The organism is Siphonobacter curvatus, assembly GCF_002943425.1.
In the GTDB taxonomy this organism is placed as follows: domain Bacteria; phylum Bacteroidota; class Bacteroidia; order Cytophagales; family Spirosomataceae; genus Siphonobacter; species Siphonobacter curvatus.
In genome coordinates this window covers 2,530,017-2,554,277 of sequence record NZ_PTRA01000001.1, presented here as the reverse complement: position 1 = coordinate 2,554,277, position 24,261 = coordinate 2,530,017, and the positions used below count along the sequence as shown (strand labels likewise).

The following is a 24,261-nucleotide window of genomic DNA, read 5'->3' as shown; positions in this document are numbered from 1 at the left end:
GGAAATTAACGGACGATAATCCGCTTGCTAACGGAATGAGTTCCATCCCAGAGCCGTACTAAATACATGCCAGGAGCCAGATTTTGTACAGAAAGTGGTAGGGTAGTGGAACCACTCCCAAGGCTGACCGACTGCTCGTGTACGGTTTGACCGGACAAGGCCACCAGTTGTACGCGGACGCTGCGATTCTGGGAAGAGAAAATATCGAGCGTAAGTTGGTTTGAAGCCGGATTGGGGGTGGGTTTAAAATCCAGTAGACTCAATGCCGATTCGGGTAGATCATACGTACACAGGAGCGTTTCCCGACCGCGTAAGGTGAGCGTTTGTTTCCAGTTTCCGACTTCCGCCGTAAGCGTAGTAGTCGCGTTTTCTGCGGCATACGGATTGTGAGCGGCGATCAGGATCTGGTTGTTTTTGATGATGCCCCGCCAGATGGGGTCCTGATCCGCAAAGTGATCGCGGGCGGATTTGGGAGTGTAGGCCATTCCTCCCGTAAAAAAGTCTTTGAATTGGGAAACGCGATACAGCCCCTGAACGAAATATTCATAATTCGCCAGATTCTCATTGGTACCCGAGTTCCCCGGACTTTCCCAAAGCCACAGGCCTTTCGCTCCGGCAAAAAACGGAAAAATGGCGGTAGCTTCGGCCATCCACGGGCGGATGGGCTGGTTGATCCAGTTCCCCGTGTAGCGTAACCAGACAATCGGGATAATGTCTTTCGAAGACCAGGCTTTATTGGCTTCCACCTGGAAAAGCAGATACGCCAGATAATTACCCGCGTAAGGATTCGGATACTCGTAGAGGTAGTACGCCGACGGCAGCAGGAAATCCTGCCGGTTATAGAACGAACCACCCACCGTATTGGTCAACGTGTCTTTGGTCAGATAATGGATGCGTTCGACGTTGCTAGTCCAGTCCTGCCAGCTATTTCCGTCGATATTCAAAAACGTATTTCGGATGGGCGTATCGGCGTAGGCGGTAAGTTTCGTCGAAGTACTGAGGCCATTTTCCCGGAGGTAGTTCAGGGGAGCCGCATACAAATTCTGCATATCCCGCTGGTACCGCGTCAGAAAGGCCGCATCGTTGAGCTGACCATACGGAGGCGGAACCAGATTGCGGCGTTTAAGACTGAGAATACTATCGTTGGTATTGTAATGCCGCTCAATATCGGCCATGAGAATGTCCGTTTCCGGAAGGGCCTTCCCCCGCGAGTCGTTAAACAAATTGGCAAAGGCTCGCATCTCGCCCGCCCATTTATCGCGGTATCGGTTGAGGTCATTGGCCCAGGGCGATTCGAGTACATCCCAGGGTTGACCAATCCCCGTAGCGGTTCCGTACCACAACAAGGCCCGGTTGGCCCTGGGCAGGTTGCTGTCCGCTCCGGTAAAGGCTGCTAGGTGAGTAAATCCTTTACGCAGGGGCGTTTGCTGGGTATCGTTCAACCGTGGTCCACTATAAATCAAAGTAAAAGGCAAGGTGAAATCCGGGAACTGCTGCCAGTTGATGACTCCATTTTGCGTGGAAGGCTGAAACGTGGGAGCGGGACAATTCTGCGAGAAGGCGGAAAGAAAGCAGCTGTTCAGCAGGGCCCAAAAAGCAATCAGACGAATAACGTAAATGGATTTCAAGCCGATAGATTTAGGTTCAATGCAACAAAATAACGGCACTTTTTGCAGAGTGGAAAGGCAATCCCTACTTTTGACTGAACGTTAGTACGGAGTTTGTCCCCGTCTTTCCTTTCCTACGCTCATGATGAAAACACTCGTTTTGGGATTACTGAGCTTGGTGCTCTTTACGTTTGCTTCCTGCAAAAAAGACCCTGACCAGCCAAAAACTTCCGCTAAAGAAGACATGCTGATCAATACGTCCTGGAAACTCAACCGGGTGACCGACGTGGATGGTAAAGTCATCGACCGAAGCCGTCTGGGGGTATTTACGGATGCGATTTATGCCATGTCCATTCAGTTTCAGACCAATAACCGCGTACGGGCCCTTAATGAAAGCGGGCAGGTACTCAACGGTGGAACCTGGTATCTGAATGCCGACGAAACGGTAGTGGATATTGATGTCAGTGGTTTTGCCGGAGCCTTTAAACTCGTTACCTTAAGCAGCAACAGCCTGACGTTACAGCAAGCGAACGTACAGGTGGACGGTAAAGCTCAGGCCGCCAATCTGGAATTTATTCCTGGTAAATAGAACATTGTCGCTTGAATCATTTACCAAGCCCGAAAATTCGTTTTCGGGCTTTCCTATAACCAGCCGGGCCGAAAGTACGGTACGGCTTTACCCCTAAAACACGTTACCTTGCGGAAGTTTAATCGTACGTCCTCTTGCCTATGAAATCATTTTTAACAACCCTTCTGGTTGGTAGTTCTACGTTTCTGTACGCTCAGCAAGGCGGAAACCTGACTTGCGAGCACCTGAAAAACCCGCTGGGCATTGACGCTCCGCAACCCCGCTTCAACTGGCACATGCAGGATTCACGGCCCGGAGCCCGACAAACGGCGTATCAGCTTTTTGTGAGCACCGATTCTTTGCAAGTACAGAAAGCAGCCCTTTGGCAATCGGGCAAAATTACTTCTGGTCTGAATCAGGCCGTATACAAGGGGCCAGCTCTGAACCCCTACACCAAATATTACTGGGCCGTAGTGCTGTGGGATCAGGACGGAAAAGTTGCTCCCCTGAGCTCAGTAGCGAGTTTTGAAACCGGCCTGATGAATCAGCTTAACTGGAAAGGCTCCTGGATTTCGGATTCCCGCGATAGTAAGATCAAGCCCGCCCCGTACTTTCGGAAAGCCTTCCAGACGACGAAGAAAATTCGTTCGGCCCGGGCGTATGTGGCAGCCGCTGGTCTGTACGAGCTCTTTATTAACGGTCAAAAAGTTGGTAATCACCGCCTGGATCCCATGTACACGCGGTTTGACCGCCGAACCCTGTATGTGACCTATGACGTAACCAAACAGCTACAGGAAGGGAAAAATGCCATCGGTATCCTGCTCGGAAATGGCTGGTACAATCACCAGTCAACGGCGGTATGGTATTTCGATCAGGCTCCCTGGCGGAGTCGTCCCTCGTTTTGTCTGGATGTACGGGTGACCTATGAAGATGGCAGTACCGAAACGATCTCAAGTGATACGTCCTGGAAAACGGCGTTGAGTCCGATTGTATTCAATAGCATCTACACCGCCGAGCATTACGATGCCCGGTTGGAACAGGCTGGCTGGAATACGCCAGATTTTGACGATTCGAAGTGGAAAAACGGAATAAATCGACCCGCTCCTTCGCAACATATTGTCGCTCAGGCCCTGCACCCGATTCGCAACGTCGAAGAAATCCGGACGGCCTCGCTGGTACGGCTCAACGATACGACCTGGGTGTATAACATGGGTCGAAACATTGCGGGCGTTAGTGAATTGAAAGTGAAGGGAAAATCGGGTACGGTTGTCCGCCTGAAACACGGCGAACGTTTGTACGAAAACGGTCGGGTTGACCTGTCTAATATTGACGCCCACTATCGACCCACCGATAATCAGGACCCTTTCCAGACCGATATTGTAACCCTGAGTGGCCGGGAAGATACGTTCATGCCCCGCTTTAATTATAAGGGCTTTCAGTACGTGGAAGTAACGTCGCAGGATCGGGATCTCGAACTGACGCCAGCCAGCCTGACGGCTTATTTCATGCACAGTGATGTGCCGCCGATAGGGCAGGTGCAATCCTCGAATCCGACGCTGGATAAAATCTGGTCGGCCACGAACAATGCGTACTTGTCCAACCTGTTCGGGTATCCGACCGACTGCCCCCAACGGGAGAAAAACGGCTGGACGGGCGACGGACAAATTGCTATCGAAACGGGATTGTACAGCTTCGATGGCATTACCATCTACGAAAAATGGCTGGCCGACCACCGCGACGAGCAGCAGTCCAATGGCGTATTACCAGCCATCATCCCCACCAGCGGCTGGGGCTACGACTGGGCCAACGGTCCGGACTGGACGAGTACCATTGCGGTCATTCCCTGGAACCTGTATCTCTTCTACGGAGATGCCAAGCCGTTGTCTGATAACTACGAGAACATCAAACGATACGTCGATCACATTACGGAAATCGCTCCTTCGGGCCTGACAACCTGGGGCCTGGGGGATTGGGTACCGGTAAAATCCAAGTCGCCGGTTGAGCTGACGTCGAGTATCTATTACTTCGTTGATGCTACGATTCTAAGCAAAGCGGCTGGGTTACTCAATAAAACGGAAGAGCAGGCCAAATACGCTGCGTTGGCAAAGAAAATTCAGGACGCCATCAATGCTAAATACCTCAATTCGCAAACAGGTATCTATGGATCAGGCCTGCAAACGGAACTGGCCGTACCCTTGCAGTGGGGTGTGGTTCCTGAAAACCTGAAAGCCAAAGTGGCCGACAATCTGGCGAAACGGGTGAAAGCCGATGGCAATGCTTTGGACGTAGGTTTATTGGGTACGAAAGCCATTTTGAATGCCTTGAGCGAAAATGGTCATGCGGACGTAGCGTACACGCTGGCTTCCAACGAAAAGTATCCTTCCTGGGGCTGGTGGATTAAAAATGGAGCAACGACCTTGTACGAGAATTGGGACATTCAGGCCAAGTCCGATATTTCACTGAACCATATTATGTTCGGGGAAATTGGGGCCTGGATTTACAAAGGGCTGGGAGGCATCAAGCCCGATCCGACGCAGCCGGGTTTCAAAAATGTATTACTACATCCCAATTTCGTAGCTGGGCTGGAGCAATTCGAAGCTCAGCACGAGGGTCCGTATGGTCGCATTGTTTCTTCCTGGAAACGGATCGGTAAGACCGTCGAATACAAGGTTAGTATTCCGGCCAACAGTACGGCTTCTGTTTTTCTGAAAGGGAAAAAAGTAACCTTAGCGGGCAAGCCGGTAGCGGTAACAAAGCCGAGCGAAGGCTACAAAGTAGGAGCAGGCGATCATACGTTTGTCATCGAAGAATAAATAGGTTACAAGCCGTATAAAAAAGGCTAGCCCGGATTAATCCAGGCTAGCCTTTTATTTTTTATGCGTAACCGATCCAGTCATTCAAAAAGGTGTGCAGCAGTGCATACACAAAAAACCAGTGGACTTTTCTGGATACCTGAAGTTGCCCCTTTCGGAAGTAGACGAGCGTAGAAACGAATGCCTCAACGCAATACCGCACCAACCCTAAACAACTGCGGCCACTCGAAACTCTAAACCCACAACTCAAACCCTAACGACTCCAACTGAAAACTCAATTCATGTAAATGCCATCGTCTTCCAGGCGAATGACCCGCTCCCGGTACAGGGCTCCAATGGCTTTTTTGAAGGCCTTCTTGCTCATTTGCAGCGTTGAATAAATCACAGCAGGGTCACTATTGTCCGTAAGCGGAAGAAAGCCGCTTTGGTCCTGTAGCGTCTTTAGAATTTTCTCCGTATTGACGTCAATGCTGTGGTAGTACCCCTGCGGTTGGAGAGAAAGGTCAATGGATTTATCAACCCGTACTTGCTTGATATAACCTTTTACTTTATCGCCAATGGTCAGCGGCTGAAATACCTCGTTGTAGTAAATCAAACCCCGGTAATGATTGTTGATGATGGCATTATAACCCAGGTCACTGCGTTCGTAGATCAACAGGTCCACTTCATCGCCGGGAGCGAAGGGAATGCGTTCGTATTCCAGATACTGACCCACTTTGCAGGTACCAATGAGGCGATCGGTCTCTACGTCTGGTACGAGTGCCACCACGACCGATTCACCTTCCTGCAAGGGATGCAGTTGTTCGCTGAAGGGTACCAGCAGATCTTTCTCCAGTCCCCAGTCCAGAAAAGCCCCGAACTTACCAGCCGATTTCACTTTCAGCACGCCAAACTCGTATAATTCCAGATACGGTTGTAAGGTGGTAGCAATGAGCCGGTCCTCCGAATCGCGGTACACGAATACTTCGATCTCATCCCCCTCTTCCAGCCCTTCCGGGATGTATTTGTTGGGTAGAAGTAATTCATCTTCACCATTGCCTAAAAACATTCCTACGCTGGTGAGTCGGAGGGCCGTCAGTGTATTTTTTTTTCCTACAGAAATCATAAAACGATCATTGAGGTACAACCCTGGGTTGTACAATTCCTGCTGCAAAGTTCTTCTTTTTTGGTCAGGAATGAGCATTACGCACCATTCATTTATTCATTCCTCACTTTCATACCCGAGGTACGTATAGCAGTTAGCGTGTACTTGACATTGTCCTAGCACCCTGAATCGAATTCTATAGGCTCCCCCAGTTTGAGGTAGAGGTGAATGTTAATAAAAGCTAAAATTGTACATTGTATATGATCATTGATTTAAGTCAAATAAAATAATTCCATACATATAAATCGTTAATTTCTGATTTTTAGGACATTATCTATAGTTAAATAAGTATATCAAGAAATGGTTAGACAGCTAATTTTTTACGAAACGTCGACGTTTTATAGGATTTTATCTTACAAAGAATCATTATAAATTGGTATAGTATAATTAATTATAAAAATATTTTAAAAGTATTGTTGCTTGTGTTGAATAATTGGATAAAATTGTGAAGTAAAGCTTCAAAACCTAATACAATTACCATGATGAACCACTTATACCAGTTAGGAAGGGTAGTATTTATACTTACTCTTCTGGGATTACTTTGTGGGGTGGCAGAAGCCTGGGCTCAAAACCGTCAAGTGACGGGTAAGATTGTAGAGCCATCGGGCCAACCCATTCCCGGAGCCAGTGTGTTAATAAAAGGCACCACCAGCGGGGCCAATACGAACACGAACGGCGAGTTTACGGTAACCCTTACCTCTACGGATGCCGTATTGCTGATTACAGCCGTTGGCTATAAAACGCAAGAAATCGTCGTTGGCAATCAAACGCGTATCGATGTCACGCTTCAGGAAGAAGCCGCTTCGCTGAATGAAGTAGTGGTTACGGGTTATACGACGGATAGCCGTCGGGAAACAACTGGGGCCGTTTCCACCGTAAAAACTAAAGATCTGACCGTAACGCCTTCTGGTAACGTCGAGCAACAGTTGCAGGGACGGGTAGCGGGGGTAACCGTTATCACCAATGGTCAGCCCGGTACGACCAGTCAGGTGCGGGTACGGGGCTTTGGTGCCTTTGGCGGCAACGAACCCTTGTACATCGTTGATGGAGTACCAACCAGCTCTACCGAGTTTCTAAACCCTGACGATATTGAGTCGACTACCGTATTAAAGGATGCAGCCTCTGCTTCCATCTACGGAGCCCGGGCGGCCAGTGGGGTAATCGTTTATACGACGAAGAAAGGTCAGCGGCAGGCCCGGAAATTAACCGTTACGTATGATGGTTTATTTGGCTTGACGGATCCCGGCAAAGGTCAGCAAATGATGAATCCCACGGATTTCGCCAACTGGACCTGGAATGCATACCGGAACAACGGCTGGAAGGTAGGCGATGATGAATGGACTCACCCGCAATTTGGGAATGGAGCGAACCCCGTTATTCCGGACTATTTGATGGTAGGAAAGAATTATGGCGTCGTGGGTAACATTGATCTGAATGCGGAACGGGCCAAATACAATGTCAATTTTGATGCGGGCGATATTTATCAGGTGGTAGCCACCAATCGGCAGGGTACGGATTGGTACAAAGCCATTACTCGTACTGCTCCGCTGATGCGGCACTCACTGGGTTTTTCGGGTGGTACCGAATCCAGTCGTTACTACGTAGGCCTGGGTATTCAGACGCAAGCGGGTATCCTGAAATACAACGATTTCAAGCGGTACAGCATACGGGCCAATACGGAATTTGATGTGCTGAAAAACCTTCGCATCGGCCAGAACTTCCAGGCTACCTACCGGCAGGTGCTCGGTCAGTCGGGAGGAAACGGTGGAGCCGGGGTTTCCGCGGATGAAAATGATATTCTCTCGGCGTTCCGGATGCCCTCCATCATTCCCATTTACGACGTATTCGGGGGTTATGCGGGTACGGCGGCGAAGGGCTTCAACAACCCCCGTAACCCCGTGGCCTCGCGGGATGGTCAGAAAGACAACCGGGGCTTTGGTGCCAGTGCTTTTGGCAACGCGTACCTTGAATTTGACCCCATTCAGAATTTAACCCTGCGGAGTAGCATTGGAGGAAGTTATACGGGTTATAGTAACTGGGGTTACAACCGTCGTCAGTACGAAAACTCGGAAAACAACTCGGCCTTCAGCTACAACGAAACCTACGGCTTCAACTTTGCCTGGACGTTCACGAACACGGCCAACTTTAAAAAAGACTTCGGTCTGCATAACTTCGATGTACTGGTAGGGCAGGAAGCACTGAATACGGGAGCGGGTCGCGAAAACCGTACTTCCGGTCAGAGTCCATTCTCGATTGATAAAAATTATGTTACAATCACTAACGTATCCTCGCGGGTGGCTAACAGTGACTTGTACCGGGGAGCTACGTTCTACTCGTTGTTTGGTCGCCTGAAATACTCCTTCAACGAAGGGAAATACGTGGTGACGGGGCTGGTTCGCCGCGATGGTTCGTCTAAATTCGCTGCCGCTAATCGGTTTGGGGTATTTCCCGCCTTCTCGGCTGCCTGGCGAATCTCGGAAGAACCTTTCCTGAAAAATGTCGGCTTTCTACAGGATCTGAAAATTCGCGGAGGCTGGGGTATCATGGGTAACTCGAACAACGTAAACCCCACCAACCAGTATAGCTTGTACGCTACTACCCTGGGCCAGTCGGCGTACGATTTGAACGGTACCAATTCCAGTACACTCGAAGGCTACTACCGCTCGCAAATCGGGAACCCTTTTGCTAAATGGGAAAGCAGCGTTACCTCCAACATTGGCTTTGATGCTACGTTGTTCGATGGTAAACTGGATGTTATTCTGGACCTCTGGCGGAAAAATACGAAAGACTTATTATTCCAGGTTCCTGTTACTGCCGAAGTGGGTTCCTCTGCTCAGCTGCCCTACGTAAACTCGGGTCAGATGCGGAACCAGGGTATTGACCTGCAAATCATCAATCGGGGAAAAATCACCAGTGATCTGAATTACGAAGTAAACGTAACGGCGGGTTGGCTGGACAATAAAATCGTTTCGCTGGCTCAGGGGCTCAAATACCTTACTTCGGTAAACCCAGGTTTCCGGGGAATCAATCCCATCCGTAACCAATTGGGCTACTCCATCTCCTCGTTCTACGGGTACAAAGTAACGAACCTGTTCCGCGATCAGGCCGAAGTAGATGGGGCTCCGCAACAAGATGGTGCCGGTCCCGGACGCTTCCGCTACCAGGACCTTAACAACGATGGCGTAATCAATGCCGATGACCGTACTTATTTGGGCAGCCCGGTACCGAAGTTTGTGGGTGGTTTGAATCTGACTCTGCGTTACAAAAACTTCGATTTTGTAACCTATCTCTATACGTCGCTGGGTAATAAAGTGTTCAACGTATCGAAGTGGTTTACGGATTTCTATCCTTCATTCGCCGGAGCAGCCATCAGCGAACGGGTGAAAGAATCCTGGACGCCTAATAACCTGAACGCAAGCATCCCCATTTTCGAAAGTGCCTCGAACTTCTCTACCAACACGCAATCCAACTCGTTCTACGTAGAAAATGGTTCGTACCTGCGTTTACAGAACCTCTCCCTAGGCTATACACTGCCCGCACCCACGCTGAGTAAGCTGCGGATGCAGAAACTGAGAATTTACATCTCAACGAATAACCTCTTTACCATAACCAAGTATCAGGGTCTGGACCCAGCCGTAGGGGGCAACGCCGATACCAATTTCGGTATTGACGTTGGAAACTACCCCGTAACCCGTAGTTGGGTAGCCGGTATCAACCTTGCTTTTTAATCGGGAGCCTTCTGGTAACAAAAGGAAAACTATTCTTATCGAACACTATGATGAGTGATACCATACAACTCTTAACAAAGAAACGCACTGCACTGGCGACCCTGATTTTGGCCACAACCGCCCTGGTTTGGTCTTGTAAAGACGACTTTCTGGAAATTCCAGCGACGGGTGCACTGACGGATTCACAACTGGCCACCACCAAGGGACTCGATGGCCAGCTCATCGCCGTATACGCTCAGCTCAACGGACGGTCCACGCGGTTGGCGAGTGCCAGCAACTGGCTTTGGGGTAGCATTCGGGGTGGGGATGCCAACAAGGGCACAAACCCGGGGGATTACACCGATATCAATCCGATTCAACGCTTCGAAACGATTACGACGAGCGTACCGGTACAGGACAAATGGAATGGCAATTACGAAGGCGTGGCCCGGGCCAATGCGGTACTGCGAATCATGGCAAAGGCGGGTTCCGCCATTCCCGAAGCGGACCAGAAGCGAATCGCCGCCGAAACGCGATTTTTAAGGGGCCATTATTACTTTGAATTGAAGCGGGAATTTGGCAATACGCCCTACGTCGATGAGAGCATTGACTACGGAACGGGAATCGAAAAAGTGCCTAACAACGCCGACCTCTGGCCTAAAATTGAAGAGGATTTCAAGTACGCCTACGCAAACCTGCCGGAAACGCAGGGGGCCGTAGGTCGGGCCAACAAGTGGGCGGCCGCTTCGTACTTAGCCAAGGTGTATATGTACCAGTCCAAATTCAGTGAGGCGAAAGCGTTGTACGACCTGATTATTGCGAATGGGAAAACCAGTAATGGCAAGAAATACGGACTGGTAGCCAAGTATTCCGACATCTTCAAGGCCTCAAACGACAACCACGAAGAATCCATCTTTGCTATTCAGGCGGCGGCTAATACGGGCAACGTCAATAACGCGAACCCGGAATTTGACCTGAACTTCCCTTACAATACGGGAACGGCTGGTCCGGGTAATTGCTGCGGCTTCTTCCAGCCGAGCTTTGAGCTGGCCAACTCTTTCCGTACCACTGCCCAAGGATTGCCTTTGCTGGATGGATCATACAATAATGCGGGAAATGAGGTGAAAACGGACATGGGTCTGGAAAGTAGCCAGAGCTTTACACCCGACGCGGGCAACCTCGATCCGCGAATCGATCACTCGATTGGTCGCCGGGGCATTCCGTATCTCGACTGGCAGGATTTTCCCGGCAAAGACTGGATTCGGGAACAGTCGTACGGCGGACCGTATTCTCCGAAAAAATACGTGTACTACAAGTCAGACGTAGGTTCTTTGCAGGATAACAGCTCCTGGACGCCCGGTTACACGGCCATTAACTTCACCATTCTCCGTTTCGCGGATGTATTGCTGATGGCAGCCGAAGCCGAAATTGAAGTGGGATCGCTGGAAAAAGCCCGCGAGTATGTCAATCTGGTACGCAAACGGGCGGCCAATTCGGCGGGTTTTGTGAAACGAAGCAACGGCTCCGACGCTGCCAAATACGTAATCGGCACCTACGATACCGCCTGGACCGACAAGGCCGCGGCTCGTACCGCCGTTCGTTTTGAACGCAAACTGGAGCTTTCGGGAGAAGGCCATCGCTTCTTTGATCTGGTTCGCTGGAAAACGGCGGCTACGGAACTCAATGCGTACCTCACTTACGAAGGCCGGAAGTTATCGGGTGCATTGGGGGGAGCGAAATTCACCACCAATCAGGATGAATACTCGCCCATTCCGCAGGCTCAGATCGACTTGCAGGGACAGGACGTACTGAAGCAGAATCCCGGTTATTGAGTAGACCAAACCCTTTAACCCCGCGGATTTGCATTCGCGGGGTTTTATCCATTCCTAACCTGGCACTATTTCCCGAATGACCTTTTTACGAATGAAACAATTATCCGTTTGGGTAGGACTAGCCGGACTGCTGGGGGGCCTTGCGGCTTGTGATCAGCCGCTATTCAGTAACCTGCCCGCCGCTGATACGGGCATCACCTTTGCCAACCGAATTGTAGAGAATGATTCCATCAACGTGCTCGATTTTGAGTACACGTATAATGGTGCGGGCGTAGGTATTGGCGATTTCAATAACGATGGTCTGGCGGACGTGTACTTTACGGGTAATCAGGTGGCTAACCAGTTGTACCTGAATAAGGGACATCTGACTTTTGAAAATATTACGCAAAAAGCGGGTGTAGAGGGCAAAGGCCGCTGGTGCTCGGGAGTAGCCGTGGTAGATATCAACGCCGACGGCTGGCTGGATTTGTACGTGTGTGCGACGGTTAGCAAAAGTCCCGAGCGGCGGGAAAATCTATTATACATCAATCAAACCTGTCAGCCTGGGGGGACGCCTACGTTTCGGGAAATGGGCCAGGCCTATGGCGTAGCCGACAGCGGTCATTCGACCAACGCGGCTTTTTTCGACTACGACAATGACGGCGACCTGGATTTGTACGTATTAACCAACGAAATGGAGCCCGAGCGGCATCCCAATAATTTTCATTACAAACACCGGGACGGTTCAGCCTCTAACACCGACCGACTGTACCGAAACGAAGGGACGGATCCGGTTTTGGGCCATCCCGTGTTTAAAAATGTGTCGAAAGAAGCCGGAATCACGATTGAAGGATATGGACTGGGCCTGAATATCTGCGACATCAATCAGGACGGCTGGAAAGACATCTACGTAACTAACGATTACATCAGCAATGACCTGTTCTGGATTAACAACCAGGACGGTACCTTCACGGATCGCTCGGCGGAGTATCTGAAGCATACGAGTGCCTCGGCCATGGGTATGGATATTGCCGACCTAAACAATGACGGTCAGCCCGAGATCATCGCTCTGGATATGCTGCCCGAGGACAATTACCGGAAAAAAATGTTTCTGAATCCGGCCAGTTACCAGACCTACATCAACAATGAAATCTTTGGATATCAGTACCAATATGTTCGCAATACCTTACAATTAAATCAAGGGCTGGTTCCGGACGCGTCGGGTAAACGCCGTCCGGTATTTTCTGATATTTCCATGCTGGCGGGCGTGGCGGAAACGGACTGGAGCTGGACGCCATTAGTGGCCGATTTTGATCAGGACGGCTACCGCGACATTATCGTGACAAACGGCTATCCGAAAGACATTACAGATCACGACTTCGTGGCCTATCGGGCCGATGTGGGTTCCATCGCGGGTTCGGATTTGTTGCTGCACGAAATCCCGCAGGTGAAAATCCGCAATTATGCTTTTCAGAATAATCAAAACCTGACCTTTACCAATCAGGCCGAAACCTGGGGGTTGACCCAGCCGACCTTTTCCAGCGGGGCCGCGTACGCCGATCTGGATAATGACGGTGACCTAGATTGGGTAGTCAGCAATATCAACGATTCGGCTTTTGTGTACCGAAACAATCTGACGGAAAACAAAACGAAAGATCATCATTTTCTTCGGGTGAAGTTTAAAGGCGAAGGCCAGAATCCGATGGGTCTGGGAGCCCAGGTGGAGATCCGCTACGGCGAAGATCAGCAGCAGATGTACGAGCACACCATCTATCGCGGCTATCTGTCGAGTATGGAAGCGGCGGGGCATTTCGGGCTGGGCAAGCAGACCAGCGTTCGGGAATTAACCGTTACTTGGCCCAATGGACGTTCCCAAACGCTTCGTAACCTGCCTGTCGATCAGGTCGTAACTCTCGACATACGGAATGCTCATCAGAAACGCAATACTCCGGCCCCCCGGCCTACGCTGTTTGAAGCCATTGACGACACGCTGGCCATTCCCTATAAACATACCGAACGGGATTACATCGACTTCAACGTACAGAAAACGGCACCCCACAAATTTTCACAGTTTGGACCTTCCATTGCTGTGGGGGATGTCAACGGTGACGGCCTCGATGACTTGTTTATGGGCGGTTCGCGAAGACAGCAGGGAACCTTCCTGCTCCAAAAAGCCACGGGCGGTTTTCAACCGATGCCTCTCCAGGCGGACCCTTGGGGTGACGCTAAGCAGTCGGAAGACGCGGGTACCTTACTTTTCGATGCGGATGGCGATGGTGATCTGGATTTGTACATTGTCAGTGGGGGAGGTGAAGCCCACGCCGGCAGCGAAAGTTTTCAGGATCGCTTGTACCTCAATGATGGCAAGGGAGGTTTCCAGCGAAACCTGCGTGCCTTGCCCGCCGAGCGAATCAGTGGTTCCTGCGTGAAAGCCGCTGATTTTGACCGAGATGGGGATCTGGATTTGTTCGTGGGTGGTCGCGTTGAACCGGAAGCCTTTCCGAAACCAGTTTCCAGTCGCATTTTGAGAAATGATTCCCAAAAGGGTAAGGTGTTGTTCACCGACGTAACGCCGCAGCTGGCTCCGGCCTTGGTCAACATCGGCATGGTGTGCGATGCGTTATGGACTGATCCGGACCGGGATGGCTGGCCGGATTTATTACTCGCCGGTGAGTACATGCCTCTGACCTTACTGAAGAATACAAAAGGAGCGTTGGCTCGGGCGAATACGGGGCTGGAGTCCTACGTAGGTTTCTGGAATTCAATAAGTTCGGGAGATTTCGACAACGACGGCGACATCGATTACATCGCAGGGAATCTGGGTGAAAACAATCTGCTGCGGGTTTCTGAGCAGCGACCCGCCCGCCTGTACGCGAAAGATTTTGACCAAAACGGTAGTTATGACGTAATTCCCAGCGTGTATTATCCGGAAAAAGAAGGGGGTACTTATCAGGAATATCCCTTCCACGTACGCGATGATATGGTGAAGCAACTGATTGGTACACGGGCCAAAGCTCCCAATTACAAAACCTACGCTGACCTGACGATGGATCAGTTCTTGAGTGCCGAGGAACGAAAAGATGCTCTGGTATTGCAGGCAAATTATTCTAAATCAAGCTATATTGAAAACCAGGGAAACGGTACGTTCGTGGTGAAACCACTGCCCATGCTGGCTCAGATCGCTCCGGTATTTGGTCTGGTTATCGAAGATTTTAACGCCGATGGCAATCTGGACGTGCTGCTGGCCGGAAACGATTATGGCAATGAGCTAACCATGGGCCGTTACGATGCCTTTCAGGGTTTACTGTTATTGGGTAACGGAAAGGGAGGCTTGCGGGCGGTATCACCGGCTGAAAGCGGACTACTGATTCCGGGTGATGCCAAGGGACTGGTTCAGTTTCTGGATGCGAAAGGGCAGTACTGCCTGATGGCTACGCAAAACCGGGATCGTCTGCGGTGTTTTCGGCTTCGTCAGCCCCAGCCCGTCGTTCGACTGTCTCCCAGGGATGAAACGGTAGTACTGACGCTGAAAAACAAGCAGTCCCGACGGATGGAAGTGCCGCTGGGTTCCTCGTTCTATTCGCAGTCTTCGGCCTTAGTACTGAAAAATTCACAACTGGTTCATGCCCAGGCAATTTCTGCCAAAGGCAGCTCCCGTAAGCTTTGGTAATTCCCTCAATTCCTGACCTATGAATCATTACAAACCCTTTCTTCTGTTGCTACTGTTGGGGGGCTTACTGACGGCCTGCCAATCTACGTCACGGGTACAAACGCTGGATCCCAAAAGCCCGGAAAGTGTACATAGCTGCGTCAAGAAACTGACCGATGTCATCGTGTACGACATTTTTTCTCCGCCCGTAGCCAGTCGAATTTACACGTATACTGCTCTGGCCGCTTACGAGGCCGGACGGTTCGAAGACTCCAGCCAGCCTTCACTGACCCAGCATCTCAACGATTTTCCGGCCATGCCGAAACCCGAGGCGGGCCAGTCGTACGCTTATACGCTAGCCGGGGTAAAGGCCTTTTGTTTCGTAGCTGAGAAGTTGACGTTTTCCAAAGATACCATCCGGCAATTTGAAGCTCGGCTGCTGGAACGTTTCCGTGTTTCCGTGGACAAGCCAACCTACGAACGCTCCATCGCTTTTGGGGAGCAAATTGCGAAGAAGATCATGGAGCGAGCGGCGAAAGACCATTACAAGGAAACCCGCGGTATGGAACGGTACAGCATCAAACAGGATATTGAAGACAAATGGCTCCCGACACCGCCCGATTATTCCGATGCCGTCGAACCTTACTGGGGACTCATTTCACCAATGGGCATGGACTCGGCGAGTCAGTTCAAGCCTGAACGGCCCTATCCGTACAGCCGCAATCCGCAGAGTCCGTTCTGGAAAGAGGTCGTCAAGGTGTATGAAACCGGAAATGCACTGGATGAGGAGAAAAAAGCCATTGCTCGTTTCTGGGATGACAATCCGTTTGTGTCCCAGCATTCGGGCCATTTAATGATTGGCCGGAAAAAGATGACGCCCGGCGGACACTGGATGGCCATTGCAGGACTGGCGGCTCGCCAGACCAAAGCCAATTGGGTGAAATCGGCTCAAGGATACGCCCTGACGGCGTCGGCTTTACTCGACGGTTTCATTAGTTGCTGGGACGAGAAGTACCGCAGTGAATACCTGCGACCCGTGACCGTGATTGATAAGTTTCTGAATCCTCGCTGGGAGTCGTATTTACAAACGCCTCCTTTTCCTGAATACACCTCCGGCCATAGCGTAATCTCTGCTTCGGCGGCTTCGGTGCTGAGCCAGTTGTACGGAGCAAATTTTGCCTTTCACGATACGACGGAGAAAGAATACGGCCACGGCGAACGCAGCTTCCATTCCTTCATGGAAGCCGCTGAACAGGCGGGCATCAGCCGGATGTACGGCGGAATTCATTACGAATTTTCCTGTAAACGCGGTATGGAGCAGGGCAAAAAAGTAGGTTCCTGGTTACTACTCAAAACCGGCTTGTCGGCTTCGCTGGCCCAGCGATAACGTATGATTCGATTGCTTACTCAATGGATTATGCGGCTAGGGAGCTGGCTGAGCCTGGTCCTGATTCTCAGTTACTGTCGACCAGGCTCTAGTTTGCTGGCTGAAAAAGGGGCTCAGTTAGTGGACCAGCATTGCAGTTCCTGCCACTTGGCCGTTCACCCGGTATTACTCGATCGACAAACCTGGTTAAAGCAGGTGTTGCCCGCCATGGCTCCCAAATTAGGAATTGGCACCACCGCCCGTGGTGAATATTACCCGGAAACAAATGCTGCCTTACCTTTCGAAGAATGGCTGACATTGGTAGACTATTTCAGGCAGTTCGCTCCCGATACGCTACTGCCCGCTCAGCGAGTTCCGGTCAGCAATGACTACTCCCTGTTCGCCATCAAGCCCGCTCCCGCCGATTCCGCGACGGCCCTCACGCTGATGGTACATCTGGAAAAAGACCGGGTGTACTCGGCTCAGGCTACCAATGCGATGCTGGTACAATGGGATCGGCACTTGAATCGGATCGATTCGGTTCGTTTTCCGGCTCCGGTAGTACAGTTGCACGTTCGTTCCGACTCGGAAATGTTCGCTACCAGCATCGGTACCATGCGGGCTCAGGATCAGTGGGCGGGAAGTCTGATTCACCGAAAGGGCTCTAACCAAACCGTACTAGCCCCACAAATGCCCCGACCTATTCACACAGCTTCCGGCGATTTCAACCGCGATGGACGTACGGATTGGCTGATTGCCGGCTTCGGACATACGCAGGGGGGGCTGTACCTGACTAGCCAACGAGCCGACGAAACCTATGAAACCCGACTACTGACGGCCCAGCCCGGAGCTACGCAGATTGAGGTGGGAGACTACAACGCGGATGGCTGGCCCGATGCTATCGTCCTGTTTGCCCATGCCAATGAAGGCCTGTGGTTATTTCAAAATGATCAGAAGGGTGGGTTTAAATCAATTCCTTTGCTGCGATTTTTACCCCTGGCCGGATCGAGTAGTTTTCAGTTAGTGGACCTTAATAAAGACGGAAAGTTAGATCTGATTTATACCAGTGGTGATAATAGTGACTATTCCCGGATTCTAAAGCCGTATCATGGGCTGTATATCTATCTGAATGAAGGGAATTTTAAATTCCGGAAACACTGGTTTTATCCCATCAACGGAGCTACCAAAGTTTTAGCCGAAGATTTTGATTTGGATGGCGATGTCGATCTGGCTACGATTGCCTTTTTTGCGGACTTTCAACACCACCCACAGGAGAACTTTTTGTACTTCAAACAAACGCAACCCTTACATTTTCAACCTTACTCGCCACCGATTACTACTTTTGGTCGCTGGATTTGTATGGATGCCAAAGATTGGGACGGTGACGGCGATACGGATTTAGTGCTCGGTAACTTTTCAAAAGGTTTTCGTAACTTACCCCACATTCAACCGCATTGGAGTATAAAAATTCCTTTTATCATTCTTGAAAATAAGACCCATAATAAGCTAAATAAACGAGCGTCTTTAGTTCAGTAAATATTAGTCTAGTACTCATTATTTAAAGGCTGATTTTCGCCAATATAAGCGTATAGATTATAAAGTTAATCGGAGTAGTTTGTTTAATAAAATGAATTTTTAACAAGTCGTAAAACAGCGTATACGGTCCAGCGTTTGCAACTTGTATTAGTTTTTGTTAAATAAGTACGGAATCAATTCTAAGCCTTACTCAAGCATTAAAATCTTACTCAGTTCAATTGGCTAGGAATTGTGTCTAAGTAACGCATATCGTATAATCGTTTTGTTACAAAAAATATTGTAAATTTATAATCGTCTCAAGAATGGAGATTGGAGAAAAAAATTACATTTGCTCAGTTGTTCGTTCAAAAAGTGCCCGATGTTTTCCTCTGAAAAGCCATTCGATTTATTGGAGCAGGAACTCTGGAGTCAATTCAGAGCGGGTGACGCCCATGCCTTTTCGGAGCTCATGAAACGCTACTCCCGCATATTGTTCCGATACGGGAGTCGACTTTCACTAGACGAAGACTTAATCAAAGATTGTATTCAGGACGTCTTCTTTGATTTATGGGAGCACCGCTCGACCATCAGTCAGCCGGCGGTCATTAAACCTTACCTTTACAAAGCCTTACGTTTACGCATTTTTAGGGAGCAGGCCAAGTGGACCCGCTGGGAAAACGTGGAGCCGGAAACGTACTTCGAATTTTCGGTTGAAAACCACTGGGTCGAACAGCAGCACGCTACCGAAACCCGTGAACAGTTTGAAAAGCTGCTGAATACCCTGCCGAAACGGCAAAAGGAAATTCTATATTTGAAATTCTCCGAGGAGCTTCCTCACGAAGATATTGCCGCTATCATGAACATGAATCGGCAATCGGTTTACAATTTACTCCACGAAGCTATTGCCCGTCTTCGCAAAAACTGGTATGACATGCCCTTCTATTTAAGTCTGGGCTTATTGCTTCTAACTGTATTATTTCAATAATTTTTTTCATTTTAAATAATACTGATAATCAGACGGTTGACTGATTGTTGAACTGTAATTGTAATTTTTTATATATTTTTTTACACTGTGATCAGTAGATTTTTTAGCCTTTCTGCATACTAGTCATGTAAGCCAGCAAAAAAATCTATCGAAACAATGAAATCATACAGTCATTATGAAATAGAAGATTTTCTGGCTGACGATTCTTTTCTGGATTGGGTACGAGGAGTTCCTAATGAATCATCGGCCCAGTGGGATGCGTGGCTCTATCAGTATCCGCACAAGCGAGAGCTGGTGGAGGAAGCTCGGACCCTGGCCTTAGCCATTCGAGTGAAACCTACCCGCGAGTTAAGGGATGAGGAGGTACAACGACTGGTCGAGGAAGTACAGCAACGATTACCCCGCCAGCGAAGGATCATTGGCTTCGGACTTCGTCGTATAGCGGCGGGAGTTGGGCTGCTGGCCGGGTTGGGAGCGGGCATTAGCTGGGGTGTTTCGTGGTACAAATGTCAACAGGAGCAAGTGACTCCCTATCAGCAATTGACAGAAGCCTGCCACTGTCCGCTGACTGAACAGGTCAATACGAGCACTCAGCCTATTTTTATCCGTTTACCCGATGGCAGTACTGTGGTGCTCAAATCCGGTGCCAAACTGAGCTACGACCACGCCTTCCGCGGAACTAAGCGAATCGTGTATCTACAAGGAGAGGCTTTATTTGAAGTGAAACGGAATCCGGATCGTCCGTTTTACGTATACGCCAATGATTTAGTAACGAAAGTGCTGGGAACCAGCTTTGTAGTAAATGCCCAAGCCGAGGGCGACCGAGCCAGCGTTTGCGTATTATCGGGTCGAGTTTCTGTATTTCATCGTAATCGGTCAGAAGTACGAATTTCACCTCAGACGGAACGCAAAGCCGTCATTCTGGCGCCTAACCAGCAAATTGTTTTTCAGCAAGGGGACCCTCAGTTGGTCAAGGAGATCGTAAAAAAACCTCAACTCATTAGCCAGCAGGCGACCGTAAGCAATTTCGAATTTAGTGATACGGCGTTGAGGGAAGTGTTTAGTAAATTGGAAATGGCGTATGGTGTCAATATTATCTACGACGAAGAAGTAATGGCTAAATGCCCGCTGACGGCTTCTTTTACCGACCGTCCGTTGTTTGAGATGCTTACCATTATCTGTAAAGCAGTTGAAGCCCGCTACGAAATTCTGGATGGACAGATTATCGTATACGGCAAAGGCTGCTGAATAACTAATAAACCAACAGACTTCCGCGAGTACTAAAACGATTATCCCACAACGAAAACCTCCAGCCCGTGCCTATGATTAAAGCTTAACCGCCTACCAAAAAAATCGGCAGTGTTACCAGCACCGCCGACTTACTTTTTCCACGCTTTCACTTACCAGGTGATGACAACTCCGCAAGAGTTGCCCGTGGATTCTTTTTGTCGAATCGCATTTCAACAAAACACCTCAAATGTATGAAAAAAACGAAAAGGGTACTGTTGACACTCATGAAAATCACGGTCATTCAACTAGTACTGGCTACGTCCCTGTTTACCATGAGTTTTGCCTATGACGGCAAGGCCCAGGATCTGCTCAATAAGAAAGTAACCTTATCTATACAGGGACAATCCATCAAAGAAGCTTTGAAAGCCGTGGAACGCCTGGCGAACGTAAAGTTTGTCTACAGTTCCCAGCTCATTCAGGCGGATCGTAAGGTGACGATTTCCGTAACAAATGAATCGCTGAATCGGGTTCTTGCTCAATTACTCCAGCCGTACCGATTAACGTATGAAGTTTCGGGCGGTAATATCATTCTAAGCCGCAACATCACCACCCTTCCGACCCGAATGGGGGGGAGCAGTAGTTTGATGTCGATTCCGGCCGTAGTCATCACCGGCCGCGTCACCGACGCCGCTGGTGCGGGTATTCCGGGTACGACGGTACGCCTGAAAGGTGGTTCGGCGGGTACGAGTACGGATGCGGATGGTAAGTTTTCGCTCAATGTACCGGACGGATCGGGAACGCTCATTTTCTCTTCCATCGGTTATGCCACCAAGGAAGTAGAAATCGCGAACCAGACTTCTCTTAACGTTACGCTGGAGGCCGATACCAAGCAACTAACGGAAGTAGTTGTCGTGGGTTACGGTACGCAAAAGAAACAGGATCTGACGGGTGCCGTATCCGTGATCAACGTATCACAGTTGACGGAGCAGCCTTCGCCGCAAATTACCAGTCAGTTACAGGGTCGTGCTTCCGGGGTGACGGTACTGGGTTCAGGTCAGCCGGGGGAAGCTCCGCAAATCCGGATTCGCGGGATCAACACCTTCGGTAATAACTCGCCTTTGTACGTAGTGGATGGCGTGCCGACGCAGAACATCAACGACATCAACCCTAATGACATCGCTTCCATGCAGATTTTGAAAGATGCCGGTTCGGCGTCGATCTACGGTTCGCGGGCGGCCAACGGGGTAGTGATTCTGACGACGAAACGCGGCAGCGGAAAAATCAAGGTTTCGTACGATGCGTATTACGGTGTACAAACACCGAAGAGTGGTAATGTCTGGAATATTCTTTCACCCCAGGACATGGCCAATCTGAAATTCCGGGCGTTGCGAAATACATCTAGCAATGCCATTGATGATAAGCTATATGGTAACGGAGCTACGCCGGTATTACCTAATTATCTGGAACCAACCGGAGCCAATACGGTGGATGAATCTACGTACTACGTAAATCCAAATTATACGAGTAAGGACGATTACGATACCTTTAAACGAATCGTTAAAGCTAACAAACAAGGTACCGACTGGTTTGACGAAATCTTTAATCCAGCTTCGATTCAGAATCATAACCTGGCCGTAAGTGGAGGAGGAGCTCAAGGGAACTACTTGTTTTCGATGAGTTACTTCAATCAGCAGGGAACGCTGTTGAATACCTACCTCAAGCGTTATACCGTTCGTTCCAACAGTCAATTTAACATCAGTGATCACGTTCGGATCGGTGAAAACCTGGCCTTTTCGGTTTCGGATAACCGCCGGGTAAACGCACTCACGGAAGGAAGTGCCATCGGGATGTCGTTCCGGATGCAGCCCATTATTCCAGTGTATGATATTCGTGGAAACTATGCAGGTTCGTATGGCTATCAGTTAGGAAATGCTAAAAACCCGGTAGCTATTCAGGAGCGGGCCCGTAACAACAAAGGTTTGTCAAATCGCTTGTTTGGGAACATGTACATTGAAGCTGATTTCCTGAAAGATTTCGTAGCCCGGAGTAGCTTCGGGGGTGAAATTTTCTCGGGAGCGTTCAATAGTTTTGCATTTCCTGAATATGAAAACTCAGAGAACGTAACGAATAACTCTTATACTGAGAACACATTCAGCGGTTTTAACTGGACCTGGACGAATACCCTGACCTGGTCGCATAATTTCAATAATACGCACGAGCTGAAAGTGCTGGTTGGTACGGAAGCCTACGCTAACCGTGGCCGTAATGTAGGGGGTACTACAACGGGTTATTTCTCGTTTGATCCCAATTACACCAATCTTACGACGGGTGCGGGTACCATTACCAACTATAGCAGCCGCTATGCTGATGCCCTGTTTTCGCTAATTGGCCGCGTGGATTACAATCTGATGAGTAAGTATCTGTTGAGCGCAACGGTTCGTCGGGATGGCTCCTCGCGTTTCAAGACTACGCAATATGGCGTATTCCCGGCCTTTAGTGCGGGCTGGCGTATTTCCCAGGAGGAATTTATGAAAAACATTCCCTGGATTACTGATCTGAAAATTCGCGGAGGCTATGGGGTAATGGGTAATCAGTTGAACGTAGATCCGGCAAACGCCTACACGGCTTACGGCGGTATTCGCGGCCAATCGTACTATGACATTACCGGTAGTGGAAACACGATTAACCTGGGTTTCCAACGCACTCGGGTCGGAAACCCCGACGCCAAGTGGGAGCGTAATATCAACTCAAACATCGGTATTGACGCTACCTTATTTAAAGGCAAAGTGGATGTAACCTTGGATTACTACCGGAAGGATATTCGGGATCTGTTGTATAACCCCGAACTGGCGGGAACCGTCGGTATGGGTAGTGCTCCCTTCGTGAATATTGCTAACATGAAAAACGAAGGAATTGATCTGGCTATCACCTACAATGGTACCATTAGTAGCGATTTCAAATTTAACCTGACGGGTACCCTTACTACTTACAATAACAAAATCCTGAAAGTATCAAACGGCTCCAGCTACTTTGATCAGGAAGCTCGTCGTTTCAATGGTAGTAACATCGTTCGCAACGCTACGGGTCATTCCATTGGTCAGTTCTTCGGCTACAAAATTGATGGATTCTGGGATTCACAGGATGAAATCGATCAGGCTAATCAGTTAGCTCGGGAGCGTACCGGTAGTAGTAGTGCTGTGTACCAGGATGCAGTGGCGATTGGCCGGTTCCGGTACGCGGATATCAATGGCGATGGACAGGTCACCGATGCCGATCGTACATTCCTGGGTAACCCTAATCCGAAATTCAGTTATGGTTTGAATATCGGATTTACCTACAAAAAGGTTGATTTTGGAATGTTCCTCTACGGGGTGCAGGGCAATGACATCTGGAACAACGTACGCTGGTGGACGGACTTCTATCCCAGTTTCGTAGGAGCGAAGAGCCACACGGCTTACTACGATTCCTGGACGCCCGATCATACCAATGCAAAAGCTCCTATTCAGGAAAACAACGGATCCTTCAGTACGAACCAGGTGCCCAACTCTTACTACGTAGAGAAAGGTTCATACTTGCGGGCTAAAAACGCCCAGATCGGTTACACGTTCGGCGGCGATTTTCTGAAGAGAATTGGTGTATCCCGTCTACGCGTGTACGGACAGGTAGCCAACCTCTTCACTATTACGAAGTACTCGGGCCTGGATCCTGAAATCGGAACCACTGCCAATACCAACAACAGTTCGGGAGGTAGTTTAAATCAGTCGTTCGCTACTACCACTTCTTTTGGCATTGATGAAGGGGTTTATCCTAACCAGCGTCAATTCCTGTTCGGTCTGAACTTGTCATTCTAAACAAACGGAAAGTCA

General features: G+C 49.5%; 12 protein-coding genes. 10 read left to right on the top strand and 2 right to left on the bottom strand.

Going from position 1 to position 24,261, the window contains the following annotated elements:
• Nucleotides 1-5: 5 nt before the first annotated feature.
• On the bottom strand, nucleotides 6-1,628 hold the full coding sequence (locus C5O19_RS10575; RefSeq protein ID WP_104711964.1) for a T9SS type A sorting domain-containing protein: 1,623 nt from the start codon (nucleotides 1,626-1,628) through the stop codon (nucleotides 6-8).
• A 121-nt stretch (nucleotides 1,629-1,749) separates the two neighbouring features.
• Here C5O19_RS10575 and C5O19_RS10570 point away from each other — a divergent pair, with 121 nt between their 5' ends.
• Complete coding sequence (locus C5O19_RS10570) at nucleotides 1,750-2,196, top strand: hypothetical protein (RefSeq protein ID WP_133163344.1); 447 nt, start codon at nucleotides 1,750-1,752, stop codon at nucleotides 2,194-2,196.
• A gap of 140 nt (nucleotides 2,197-2,336) precedes the next feature.
• Nucleotides 2,337-4,988 (top strand): alpha-L-rhamnosidase, encoded by a 2,652-nt coding sequence (locus C5O19_RS10565; RefSeq protein ID WP_104711960.1) that lies wholly within the window; start codon nucleotides 2,337-2,339, stop codon nucleotides 4,986-4,988.
• A 274-nt stretch (nucleotides 4,989-5,262) separates the two neighbouring features.
• On the opposite strand, the gene C5O19_RS10560 is transcribed toward C5O19_RS10565, so the two are convergent.
• On the bottom strand, nucleotides 5,263-6,093 hold the full coding sequence (locus C5O19_RS10560; RefSeq protein ID WP_104714054.1) for a CvfB family protein: 831 nt from the start codon (nucleotides 6,091-6,093) through the stop codon (nucleotides 5,263-5,265).
• Between the two features lie 518 nt (nucleotides 6,094-6,611).
• Here C5O19_RS10560 and C5O19_RS10555 point away from each other — a divergent pair.
• From C5O19_RS10555 to C5O19_RS10520, 8 genes are all read left to right on the top strand, one after another.
• Nucleotides 6,612-9,860, top strand: a complete 3,249-nt coding sequence (locus tag C5O19_RS10555; protein WP_243406368.1) for a SusC/RagA family TonB-linked outer membrane protein — start codon at nucleotides 6,612-6,614, stop codon at nucleotides 9,858-9,860.
• Between the two features lie 47 nt (nucleotides 9,861-9,907).
• Entirely contained in the window at nucleotides 9,908-11,671 is a 1,764-nt protein-coding gene (locus C5O19_RS10550) for a RagB/SusD family nutrient uptake outer membrane protein (protein ID WP_394341770.1), read from the top strand.
• A gap of 91 nt (nucleotides 11,672-11,762) precedes the next feature.
• Nucleotides 11,763-15,320 carry an FG-GAP-like repeat-containing protein gene (locus tag C5O19_RS10545; protein ID WP_104714047.1) on the top strand — a complete coding sequence of 1,186 codons (3,558 nt, stop codon included), beginning with the start codon at nucleotides 11,763-11,765 and terminating at the stop codon, nucleotides 15,318-15,320.
• A 19-nt stretch (nucleotides 15,321-15,339) separates the two neighbouring features.
• Entirely contained in the window at nucleotides 15,340-16,686 is a 1,347-nt protein-coding gene (locus C5O19_RS10540; RefSeq protein ID WP_104711958.1) for a vanadium-dependent haloperoxidase, read from the top strand.
• Nucleotides 16,687-16,689: 3 nt separating this feature from the next.
• The gene (locus tag C5O19_RS10535) at nucleotides 16,690-18,201 is read left to right on the top strand and encodes an FG-GAP repeat domain-containing protein (protein ID WP_104711957.1); all 1,512 of its coding nucleotides are present in this window, start codon (nucleotides 16,690-16,692) and stop codon (nucleotides 18,199-18,201) included.
• Between the two features lie 358 nt (nucleotides 18,202-18,559).
• Entirely contained in the window at nucleotides 18,560-19,165 is a 606-nt protein-coding gene (locus C5O19_RS10530; RefSeq protein ID WP_104711955.1) for an RNA polymerase sigma factor, read from the top strand.
• A 156-nt stretch (nucleotides 19,166-19,321) separates the two neighbouring features.
• Entirely contained in the window at nucleotides 19,322-20,413 is a 1,092-nt protein-coding gene (locus C5O19_RS10525) for a FecR family protein (protein ID WP_104711953.1), read from the top strand.
• A gap of 233 nt (nucleotides 20,414-20,646) precedes the next feature.
• The gene (locus tag C5O19_RS10520; protein WP_104711951.1) at nucleotides 20,647-24,246 is read left to right on the top strand and encodes a TonB-dependent receptor; all 3,600 of its coding nucleotides are present in this window, start codon (nucleotides 20,647-20,649) and stop codon (nucleotides 24,244-24,246) included.
• The last annotated feature ends 15 nt before the right edge of the window (nucleotides 24,247-24,261 follow it).